The sequence below is a fragment of the Halomonas sp. 3D7M genome (assembly GCF_014897885.1).
Taxonomy (GTDB): domain Bacteria; phylum Pseudomonadota; class Gammaproteobacteria; order Pseudomonadales; family Halomonadaceae; genus Vreelandella.
This window is the reverse complement of record NZ_JABUZF010000011.1, coordinates 1-10857: the sequence shown is the minus strand read 5'-3', so window position 1 is coordinate 10857 and position 10857 is coordinate 1. Positions and strand designations below refer to the sequence as shown.

Sequence of the window (10857 nt, the reverse complement as noted above, 5' to 3'; positions counted from 1 at the left end):
AACGCCTTGGAATGAACGCTTACTCCTGAACGCCAGTCGTTTAATGGCGGCTTAGTGGATATCGCGGTAAAACAGCTAGTAGATGCTGGGCACTGCGTTGAAGTGGATGACCTCTATGCCGAGCAGTTTGACCCGGTGGAGCGCACTGAGCTCTATCCGTACAAAGCGGTGGATGAGGACTATTTTTACCCTCTTAACGAGCAACGTGCTCACTACGAACAAAATACCTTGGCGCAGGATGTTCAGAGGGAACTGGCACGGCTGGAGTGGGCAGATTTGGTGATCTTCCAATTCCCTTTATGGTGGCACGCCCAGCCCGCCATTCTGAAAGGTTGGTTTGATCGTGTGCTGGTATATGGCGGACGCTATACAAGCCGCATGCGTTACGATCGCGGCTACTATCGTGGCAAGCGAGCAATGCTATCGGTAACCACCGGTTCACCAGAAAAGGCGTTTCAGCCCTTTGGCCGCGCGGGCAATATGGTTCATTGGCTATGGCCTATTCATTCATCGTTGTACTACGTTGGCTTTGAGGTGTTGGCTCCCCAGGTTAGCTATGGCATCCAGGGCGGTGGTATTCGCTATCAAGAGGAGACCGAAATCATTGGCCACTTAGAGGCATGTAAAACGGCTTGGGCTTCCCGGGTTGTAAGTTTGGATGCCGAGTCACCCATTCCCTTTACGGGCTGGAATGACTGGGACGCTGATGGTGTTTTAGACCAAACAGCGCCGCTGCGCTGGCGGCTAAATTGATCTCGCTATTAACTAGCGTCGCTAACGGAGTGTCCACAACTTGCCAGTAAATCATTGGCTCGTTCACGCAAGGCATCCTTCAACGCCGTTGGCTGCAGTATGGTGAACCGAAACGGGAGCTGTGCCAGCCAACTGGCAAGCCATTCGAAGCTGTCGGTTTGAGTATTGATGAGCAGACCGCTTTCCACCTGTTCGAGGTGGCTTGCGCACAGAGCCTGGAAACCGAATACCGCATTAGCCGTGGGGAGGTCGGTGTGGAGTATTAGTGACACCTCATAGGGTTGGCTCCAGGACGACAAGCTGTCACTTAAAAAATCTGCTGCATCGAAATTGGCTGGGCGGATAAAGGTATCGCACTGAAGCTGAACATTGCTGATACGATCCAGACGAAAGGAGCGCATAGCCCCCCGCAGATGGCATAAACCTGCGACATACCAGCGTCCCAGTTGAAAGACCAAGCCGTAGGGGTCAATCCTACGCGCTATTGGTTCCTGCTGTGGAGAGTGGTAGATAAGCCCCACGGTTCGCATGCTTTCTGTGGCTTTGGTCAGCGTTTCAAGGGCTCGGTTATCGAGGCTGGGCGCACCCCGAGGCAGGATTACCCGAGTGGTATCACTGACACCCCGCATGCGGCTCTTAAGGTTGGCGGGCATCACACGCTCAAGTTTCGCCTGAGCACTGGCAATGGCTGGTGCTGCCTCCGTAAGGCCAAGTTGGTGGGCGGCTAGCAACCCCAGGGATATCGCGAGGGTCTCGTCGTCGGTAAACATCATGGGGGGGAGTTTAAACCCAGCCAATAATCGGTAGCCGCCATAACGTCCCTGCTCGGTCATAATCGGCACGCCCATGTCTTCCAGTAGCGTAATGTAACGGCGGATGGTGCGCCGGTCGACGCCGAGGCGTTCCGCTAGTTCGGCACCACCCAGCTGTCCATGAGCCTGCAATAATTCAAGCACAGCAAGCACGCGTGTTGTGGGGTTCGCCATGCGGCCTTCCTCCTGGAACGAGTTTTGAAGCCTGAATTCAAGCATTGCAGACAAATTAAATTATTGCGTTTATATAGGACAAGTTCTCACCTATTTACAAATTAACCTGATCTCGCAGTAGCTCACGTCATCTGAAGCATTGGCGGAAGAAACATTGACTGAAGAAGTGACTGAAAAAGGAGATCAGCATGTCAGAACTAATTTTTTACACTCACCCTATGTCCCGTGGCCGCGTAGTGCGCTGGATGCTAGAAGAGCTGGGTATTTCCTACGTCACAAAGACCATGGAATACGGCACTGAGATGAAGAGCCAGGAATACCTAGCCATTAACCCCATGGGTAAAATACCGGCGATTAGGCATGGCAACATCGTCGTCACCGAGGTGGCGGCCATCGTTGCCTATCTTGCAGATCAGTTTCCAAGTAAAAAACTAGCGCCGCCGCTGGAATCACCTGAGCGCGGTGCTTACTATCGCTGGCTGTTTTTCATGGCCGGTCCCTTTGAAATGGCCACCAGTGCAGTCGCCTATGGGTGGAACATTGATGACAGTAACGCCCAGGCCGTTGGTTGTGGCCATATAGACGACAGTATTAATACCCTGGAAAGGGCGCTGGAAACGTCGCCGTATATCTGTGGCGATCAATTCACTGCAGCGGATATCGTGCTCAGCAGCTATCTCTGGTGGGGGATAATGCAGAAAAATATTCCGCCAAAAGAGGTATTCAAAGAGTACATAGAACGCACGGAAAGCAGGCCTGCCGCTAAACGCGCGAATGCAATAGATGACGAGCTGGCTACGAAAATGGAGCCTGTTTCATTCTAACGATCTGGGTTACTGCCCTGGCCGGTGATGTTGGCGGGCTGGGGCTTTAGCGTATAGGCGACAGTTGATAGCATGTATTCCAGATCATTTGACTCACCGCTGTTTTAGAATCTGACTCTGTTGCTGCTCTATTTATGAACGCAGCGAAGTTCTGGGGTAGGCTGCACCTATATTTGTATTATCAAAGGCCTTACACCCAATGAGTACCCCGAGTCACCACTTTTCAGATGCTGAGAAGCGCGGGCTATACCGCGCTATTTATGAACGGCGTGATGTGCGTTCACAGTTCTTACCCGACCCGATTGCCCCCGAGATTCTGGCCAAGCTTTTAAAGGCAGCCCACCACTCTCCCTCGGTAGGCTTTATGCAGCCCTGGGATTTCATTGTGATCGAAAGCCGTGAGGTGAGGGCGGCGATAGTGGCGATGTTCGAGCGAGAAAACCAAAAAGCCGCTGAGCGGTTTGAGGGAGAACGCAAGGAGCGTTACCAGGGCTTGAAACTACAAGGCATTTTAGAAAGTCCGATTAACCTCTGCATTACTTGTGACCGCAGCCGGGGAGGCCCCCATGTGCTAGGGCGCAATAGCATTGTGGATACCGATCTATTCAGCACGTGTTTAGCCGTGCAAAACCTCTGGCTGGCAGCGCGGGCAGAGGGCATTGGCGTTGGCTGGGTGAGTATTCTCGATCAAGATCAACTGAGTACGGCGTTGAAGTTGCCTGAACATGTTTATCCATTGGCTTATCTTTGCCTTGGCTACGTCAGCGAGTTTTTAGATCAGCCCGAGCTGGAAGCAAAAGGGTGGCGCTCTCGGCTTTCATTAACTGAATTGGTGCACTGTGATGGCTGGGGCGGTTCGTTGACAGAAAGCCCACTTCTAACTGCCTTAGAATAATCGAGGCTCAAGGAAAGGAGCAACACACTCATGTTGAATAGAAAGGCTAGCGCACCTCGGCACGTGAAAGGCACTGTGGGGCGGTCACTGGTCATAACGCTGACATTTTTTGCGCTACTGGCCGTTGCGGTCGTCATCGAAAAGCTACCTATGTGGTTGCTGTTCATCTACCTAGCGGTCAGTGTGGTGACATGTCTTACTTATGCGGTAGATAAATCCGCTGCACAAAAAAACGCGCAGCGGATTTCCGAAAATACCTTGCATGTGTTGTCACTATTGGGCGGCTGGCCTGGGGCAATGGTTGCACAGCAATGGCTTCGCCACAAAACACAAAAGCGCGCTTTCAGGCGGGTATTCTGGATGACGGTGCTGATCAACCTGGCGGCGCTCGTTAGCTGGGCATGGGCATAATTTGTGAATGACTTATTCTGTTAACGTTTATCTCCTACGCTAATAGCAGACTGCTTTTTACGCACCGATAAAGGCAACGCGATGAGCCATGCACTAACCGGGCATAACCGCCCACAACAAGTGATTGAGGCAATTCAGCAGGTGAATGCGCCGCTCAATGCAGCGCACCGCCAAGCAAAGTACGCCAAAATGGCCGTGTCTCCCTACCGATTCTTTCGTGGAACTAATCACTTGTATTGGCAAGACGTTTGGCACGACTGGCGCTTTGCGCTATTCGGTGGATGGCCTACTACCCAAACGTGGCTTCAAGGCGATGCGCACGTTTATAACTTCGGCGCCTATGGTCACCACGATGACCAAGTGCGCTACGGTATGGATGACTTCGATGACGCGTTGATAGGTGACTATCAATACGATGTATGGCGGCTGGCGATCAGCGTGGTACTGGATAGCCGTGAAAACGCCGCGTTAAGTTCTAAAGCGACGGATAAAGCGCTGAAAAAGCTGTTAGAGGGGTACATCCATACGCTAGCTGTTTATAGCCAAGAAACTAATGAAAAAGATACGCTGGCTAAAGAGCAGCCCATTGAGGCGGTGACTCTGGATAGCGCCAAGGGACCACTGAAGGCCTTCATGGGTAACGTCGCTGATAAGCAGAGTCGGGCGCGTATGCTGGAAAAATGGACAACCCTCGATAGTCAGAAAGGGCGCATGTTCGCTGAGCGCTCTGGGAAACTTGCGAACTTACCAGCAGATGTCGCTAGCCAGCTACGCCGTTTGATTGAGCAAGAGTATCAACAGACGTTACAGCACCCGATCAAAGAGAGTGACCCAAAACACTTTCGTGTAAAAGACACCGTTCGCCGACTTGATGCGGGAACGGGGTCGTTAGGTGTAGAGCGTTATTATGTTTTGATTGAGGGTGGCGCGGATCATGAACACGACGACGTTATATTAGATGTTAAAGAACAAGTAACGCCGGAAGCTTATGGCTTGATGAATAAAGCCCAGCAACAGGCATGGCGAAAGCTATTTCCTAATGAAGGCATTCGCCATGCAGCGGCATTTCATGCCATTGCCGAGCACCCCGATGCCTACTTGGGTTGGCTGACCATGAATGGCAAAGTGTTTTCGGTTCGGGAGCGCTCTCCGTTTAAAAAAGATGTGCCTACTCACAAGCTTTCAGGGGGGAAGTCTTACCGGAAATTAGCGCGCCAATGGGGTGAAATTCTCGCACGTGAACATTTGCGCGGTGCTCAGGCGCTTCACCGTGGTCAGTCAGCACCCTTTGCCAACGCGGTATGCCAACGTTTAGAAGGTCGCGAAGCGCAGTTTATTGAGGTAGTGACGACCCTGGCAATTGCCTATGCCGACTGCGTATCCCAGGACTATAAGGTGTTCGTAGAGCACTTTTTGAAGGCAGATTCTGCTTAACAAGCTACGCCATTAACGTTCATAGTGTTTGCCGTTTACCGAATAAAAAGCCTTGATCTTCAAGAGAGTCTTCCCAAACAACACAGCGGTTTCGCCCGCTGTGTTTTGCTTGATAAAGTGCCTCGTCGGCAAGTCGTAGCAATTTCCTGGGGTCTTGGGTGTGATCAGGGTAAGTGGCCACCCCGCAGGAAAGCGTGATTTGCCGGAGCGGTATATCCTGATGAGCAAATGCCGTTTGCGAGATGGATATTAGCAGTGCTTTTGCTCTGGATTCGGCAACAGTTCGCGATGTGGCAGGCAGCAAGGCAACAAACTCCTCCCCACCAAAACGACAGATGACGTCGAGATCGCGTAGATGCTGTCGCAGCAACTGTGCAATTTCCACCAGTACAGTGTCTCCTGCATCATGACCAAAATCGTCGTTGATCTGTTTGAAATAGTCCACATCCAGCATAAGTACAGAGAGTTGGCTGGTAGGCTGCCGTACTCGCTGGCACTGGTGCTCAAATGCTGAGTCGAAGTGACGACGATTATGCAGGCCCGTCAATGGATCTTTGCGGGATAGGCTATCTAACTCCTGAACGAGTCGGTCAAGATCAGCGGTACGGGACGCTACTTGTTGCTCAAGAGTTTCATTGGCAAGGGCAAGTTGTTGTTGAGTATGGCGATAGTGCCACAGAAAAATAGCAGCGTTAGCGACTGCGAAAGCTAATGTGCCATAGCTTAATGGCACGCTGCGCCAGGCTATAAAACCATGGGCAACGGCCATGTCGGCTAACAGCAGTGGGGCGAAAAAAGTAAAGCTCACCACTAGTAGCCGCTGTTCCACATTCAGCCATTGAAAGCGTATGAGTGCTAGCACCAACATGACAGGGAGCGAGATGGCTAGCATGACATCAAAGATGGGGAAAGTAAGCGAAAGGCTGATCACGCCCAACAGAACTAACCCCATGGCGAAAACGAGGTATAGCAGATGGGTAACCCATAGCCGTGTGATCCAGCGTTTGGCCGTGCCTTTCAGCCAGTCGCTGAGCAATAAGCCTAATGCCACTGGCAGTGTATAGTAGCTGCCTGCTCGCAACATGTCCCAGCCCAGAGCGCACTCGGAAATTAGCTGGCGAGCAGGGGTTTCAGCAAGCAACATCAACCCTGACGCATAGGCAAACAGCGCAATGGCACCAAAGCCTTGGCGTTGTGGCCCTATCAACGCGAAAATAGTTGCCAGAATTGCTAGCACTAACACCAGTGCACTCACGCCAAGGTCTTGAGCGGAGTCGTGAATAACCTGATTGAGTACATCACTACGTTCCATCACTTGCACTTGGCCCCATAGACCAATGCTGGTGTAGTCAGAGTAGAAGCGAAAAGTGAGTTGTTGCCCGGCAGCATTATCGGGTAAGTCGATCATATGCCAGGGCCAACCTGCAAAACTCCCCTTACCCTGAGCGTCAAACTCACCGTATTGGTAAATAAGGTTGTCACCTAGATAAACCTGTCCGATAAGATTCATGCTAGTGATAAAGAGAACGGGATCGTTCCAGTCTCCGGCGGGCAGCGTTGTGCGTAACCAGAGATGTTCGCGCCCCTCGCGGCCAGGCGGGTTAAATGGAGAATCAATCGCCTGCCAATCGCTTGGGTTGCTGTGTAGCCATAGAAAGCGGTTATTTGAATCCTGCGGAGAGTCGCCCCAGCGATACTCCCAACTTGGCAGGGGTTGTGGCGGGTAAGCAGCGCAAAGCCCACTTGGAAGCATCACAAGCGTGGTCAGTATTAGGAGCAACTGAGTGTAATGACGTATGGCAAGCCAACGAGGCAGCATGATGAACGTCTAATCTCCTGATTATGATCCTTCTTCTAGTAAGTACTTCAATCAAAGCCTGCGAGTTGATTGAGGCGCACATGAGGCAAGCAGCAAAGATTCTTCCCAGTTTAACTAAAAATATGCCTAAGGCGATGGTAGTTTCGTCAACGTTACTAAATGTTGCTAGAGAGTGACAGAGGGAGCTGGGCCCCTGTTGGCCCAGCCTTGGTAGGTTTTGCGTCGCTGATAGGAATAGCTGATAGACGCAATTGGTAGAAATAGTAACTAGCGTAGTATTATTAAAATCATACTTTTTAAGTGGATGCGGCGCCGCCGACGATGCCGCTGCGCAAACTGCTCTCGCTGCTGTTGCGATTTTTGAGATGGTTGGCGACGGTATCTTCAGGCGATCCTGCCATTTCACGGAACATGCCCATTGACCCCAGTAGAGCAGAGGACTCGTAAGGTACGAATACCCGCTCACCCTCTTTCGCCATGTTGGGCAGCCCTTTGATATAGCTTTGACCAAGTAGGTAACCCACTACGGTACGCTTGTTCTCTTCGCTATCGCCGATGGCACTAAGCACGAGTTTGATGGATTCCTGCTCACCTTGAGCGCGTAAAATCGCCGACTCTTTATCACCCTGGGCGTTAAGAATGGCCGACTCACGCTGGCCTTGAGCCATTGCAATGGCTGCAGACTTTTCACCTTCTGCTTCTGTCACTGTCGCGCGGCGTTTACGTTCAGCAGCCATCTGCAGGCGCATCGCAGACTCTACCTCTTCTGGCATGGCGATATCCTGCACCTCTACCCGGGAGATTTTGACACCCCATTTGGAAGCGGGCTCTTCCATCGCTGCCTGGATTTCATTGTTAACTTCGGCACGAGACTCAAACAGCTTATCTAGTTCCATCTTACCGACCACTGAGCGAAGCGTGGTTTTGGCCAGAACCTCGACTGCTTGGCTCATATTCTCTACTTCATAGACAGCTCGTTTAGGGTCGATAATTTGATAGTAAAGCGCACCATTGATTCTCACGGTGACGTTATCCGTGGTGACGACCGGCTGGCCAGGAAAGTCCATGACCGTTTCACGGCGATCGATGCGTGTTTCATCGCTGGTAATCGCTGTGTAATCTTCGCCCATTTTGCGATAGCGCAGCATTGTGATTGCGCGTGGTTGTTCAATAAACGGAATAATGATGTTGATGCCGCTTTCAAGTACGCGATGAAACGAACCTAGTCGCTCAATCACCATCACTTCTGACTGGCGAACAATGACCAATCCTTTCGAGATGATGAGCACGCCAATAACGACAATAATCAGACTGATGAGCAGGCCTGGGCTAATTGATAAATCCATGAGGTTATTCATGCTTATGGCTCCTTGCGTGGGGAAATTGCATCCTGAGGGCTAGCATTTTCTGGGGGTGTCAGCGTCACTAAGGCCGTGGTACCCTCAAATCGCTTAAAGATGACTCGGGTGCCTGGTGGCAATTCGGTATCACCGCTCTCGATGACACGCAAACGGTAGAAATCACCGTTCACTTTAATGCCGGTGGCGTTGTCAAAGTCGCGAACCAGTGTTTTGTAATGGTTACCTTTTTCAACGCCCGTGCCGGTTGTGCCGTAGGCCACACCTTTGGGCGAAAAGCGCGGACGAATAACCATAATGCCTAAAGGCACTAAGACACCCGCGAAAATTCCCATACTAAGTAACTGCCACGGCAGTGATAATCCCAGTGCTGTGACCGCCGCGGTCAGCGCCGCAGCAACTCCCAGTGCAAGCAGTAACATTGCGCCAGACGTCAATTCTGCGAGACTCAGCAGCAGAGCAATCACCAGCCAAGTATAAGCAGGGTTCCAGTCCATGTGTGCTCCTTGCAGTCTATGGATGAAGCTGTTCACTAGCGTAACCTACTCGGCGTATATTGGCCTGTGTACTGCGTAACAGCCACTGTTTAGTGGCCTCATCCTCTCGTTGATGACCTGAATACGCAGTGGAGTGCTATCCTACTTGCCTTACTGAGCATGTCTCTAAGGAGAGTCGTGTGTCGGGTGTGATTTATTGGTTAGATATGGCGGGTGTCATCGTATTCGCCTTGTCAGGGGTGATTTTAGCCTGTCGTTCGCGAATGGATCCCTTCGGTATGCTGGTGTTGGCGGCGGTGACCGGTATTGGCGGCGGCACACTCAGAGAGCTGGTGTTGGGCGTTCGCCCGGTATTCTGGGTAACTGATCCGACCTATTTGTGGGTGATATTAGCCACAGTCGGCGTGTCTTTGGTGGGGTTTCACTATATTCATCGCCTTTCTCGGGGCTTTTTGCCTGTCGCTGATGCGTTTGGACTGGCGCTATTTACTGTCATTGGCACCCATGAAGCACTGTTGCTGGGCACATCAGGCGTTGTGGCGGTGTTAATGGGCATGATGACCGGCGTGGCGGGGGGCATGATCCGTGATGTGTTAGCCCAGCGGGTGCCCATGGTGCTCCGTGAGGAGATCTACGCCACGGCAGCCTTGGCGGGGGGGATTGTGTATGTGGCGCTCGATGCATTAGAGGCGCCGCTAACCGTTGCGATTGCCGCTGCATTAACGGCGACACTCGGATTGCGCCTAGCGGCGATTCACTGGCGCCTGGCGCTACCGGTATTTGCCTGGGTTACCCTACCACCGAAAACGCAAGATGAGGCTTCGGCACCGCTATCAACCCCTCAGAAAGCTAAAGAGCGGGTACGCATGATCCGGCGAGAGCGTAAAAAACGTTAGCTGGGTGGCCTTCCTTTCGCTATAACGCTAAAGGAAGGCGCGCTTATTCTTTTCTTTTTTCGTCGCTATCTTCTCTTTCGCTCACTTTCAAAACGCATTTGCTTCTCGCCAGCGATCAAACCAGCGTCTTGGTTGCAGTACCTTTAACGAGGGTTCGCTGTCGATCAGCTCTACACCTATCCCTAATGCGCCAAGGTGTGCATAGAGCGCGCCATTGGCGCTTTTTTCAGCCAAGGTGACATCGGAAAGCAGTAAAAGCGGTCCGCCGCTAAGCGTGAGATCATGTAGGCGTATGCGTTCGCCGTTGATCTGCAGCTGCGCGCTACCGTTAATGTCATGCACGTTTAATAACCGTCCCAGCCAATCACTTTGTCTGGCGCGGGCGAGAAAGAGCCGGGCCAATAGCCCAGTGTCGCGCATGCCAAGGCGCAGTTGGCTGGTTAAACGAATAGGATCATCCCACTCAAGTTGTGCTTCTTCCATCGTGAGCTGCACCCACCAGCCAGCATCCTGTGTGCCTTCCGCGCTTTGCCGAAAGACGTTTTCAAGACGTAGAAACGAGTCATTGGCGGTGAAGCGCCGTGTTTCTAAATCACCTTCGGTGAGCTGCAGATGTAATTCAACATCGCCCTTAAGCTGTTGATCAAGTAGCGCTAGTTCGGCACCAAATGCACGTAGTGTCATGTCTCCCTGGGCGGTAAGCCCCTCCAGCAGCCATTCGCTGGTTAGGCTAGCTTGGCCGCCCAATAAGGTAACCCCGGCATTTTCAGGTAGGTAGTGGTTATAGCGGGTGAAGTCGGGCACCTCCGTAATAGGCAGCGCGATGCGGGTAGTGAAGAAATCGGGCTCTGGCGACTCCAGCACGTCACTGAAACGTTCAGTTTCGGTCGTGAGGGCAAAGTGGCGGCCTTCCAAGTGGGGGCGGTCATCGTCCTGGCGCATAAGCGCAAAGTGTGGAATGCCTAGTGAAAGCTGGGCCTGCTC

The 10857-nt window shown here is 52.1% G+C and carries 9 protein-coding genes and 2 pseudogenes; 6 read left to right on the top strand and 5 right to left on the bottom strand.

What is annotated here, in order from left to right; all coding sequences use genetic code 11:
- Nucleotides 1-24: 24 nt before the first annotated feature.
- Nucleotides 25-753: pseudogene (locus INT22_RS00180) on the top strand (NAD(P)H-dependent oxidoreductase); the annotation flags it as partial.
- 8 nt (nt 754-761) lie between these two features.
- Here the strand turns inward: INT22_RS00180 and INT22_RS00175 are convergent.
- A complete protein-coding gene (locus tag INT22_RS00175; RefSeq protein ID WP_193067441.1) occupies nt 762-1739 on the bottom strand; it encodes a helix-turn-helix transcriptional regulator in 978 nt (325 codons plus the stop codon).
- Between the two features lie 188 nt (nt 1740-1927).
- On the opposite strand from INT22_RS00175, the gene INT22_RS00170 reads away from it, so the two are divergent.
- The 4 genes from INT22_RS00170 (at nt 1928) to INT22_RS00155 (ending at nt 5303) form a co-directional block, all read left to right on the top strand.
- Nucleotides 1928-2563, top strand: a complete 636-nt coding sequence (locus tag INT22_RS00170; protein WP_193067440.1) for a glutathione S-transferase family protein — start codon at nt 1928-1930, stop codon at nt 2561-2563.
- 199 nt (nt 2564-2762) lie between these two features.
- Complete coding sequence (gene bluB / locus INT22_RS00165; protein WP_193067439.1) at nt 2763-3458, top strand: 5,6-dimethylbenzimidazole synthase; 696 nt, start codon at nt 2763-2765, stop codon at nt 3456-3458.
- Nucleotides 3459-3488: 30 nt separating this feature from the next.
- Nucleotides 3489-3869 (top strand): DUF1294 domain-containing protein, encoded by a 381-nt coding sequence (locus tag INT22_RS00160; RefSeq protein ID WP_193067438.1) that lies wholly within the window; start codon nt 3489-3491, stop codon nt 3867-3869.
- Between the two features lie 81 nt (nt 3870-3950).
- On the top strand, nt 3951-5303 hold the full coding sequence (locus INT22_RS00155; RefSeq protein ID WP_193067437.1) for a DUF2252 domain-containing protein: 1353 nt from the start codon (nt 3951-3953) through the stop codon (nt 5301-5303).
- 19 nt (nt 5304-5322) lie between these two features.
- Here the strand turns inward: INT22_RS00155 and INT22_RS00150 are convergent, their stop codons facing one another.
- From INT22_RS00150 to INT22_RS00140, 3 genes are all read right to left on the bottom strand, one after another.
- Nucleotides 5323-7122, bottom strand: coding sequence for a GGDEF domain-containing protein (locus tag INT22_RS00150; RefSeq protein ID WP_193067436.1), 1800 nt, complete (start codon nt 7120-7122; stop codon nt 5323-5325).
- Nucleotides 7123-7418: 296 nt separating this feature from the next.
- Nucleotides 7419-8468 carry an SPFH domain-containing protein gene (locus INT22_RS00145; protein WP_089040928.1) on the bottom strand — a complete coding sequence of 350 codons (1050 nt, stop codon included), beginning with the start codon at nt 8466-8468 and terminating at the stop codon, nt 7419-7421.
- Between the two features lie 14 nt (nt 8469-8482).
- Nucleotides 8483-8977: an NfeD family protein gene (locus INT22_RS00140; RefSeq protein WP_089039500.1), complete on the bottom strand. Its 495-nt coding sequence runs from the start codon at nt 8975-8977 to the stop codon at nt 8483-8485.
- A 179-nt stretch (nt 8978-9156) separates the two neighbouring features.
- Here INT22_RS00140 and INT22_RS00135 point away from each other — a divergent pair, with 179 nt between their 5' ends.
- Nucleotides 9157-9873 (top strand): trimeric intracellular cation channel family protein, encoded by a 717-nt coding sequence (locus INT22_RS00135; RefSeq protein WP_193067435.1) that lies wholly within the window; start codon nt 9157-9159, stop codon nt 9871-9873.
- Nucleotides 9874-9960: 87 nt separating this feature from the next.
- Here the strand turns inward: INT22_RS00135 and INT22_RS00130 are convergent.
- A pseudogene (locus INT22_RS00130) lies at nt 9961-10857 on the bottom strand (hypothetical protein); the annotation flags it as partial.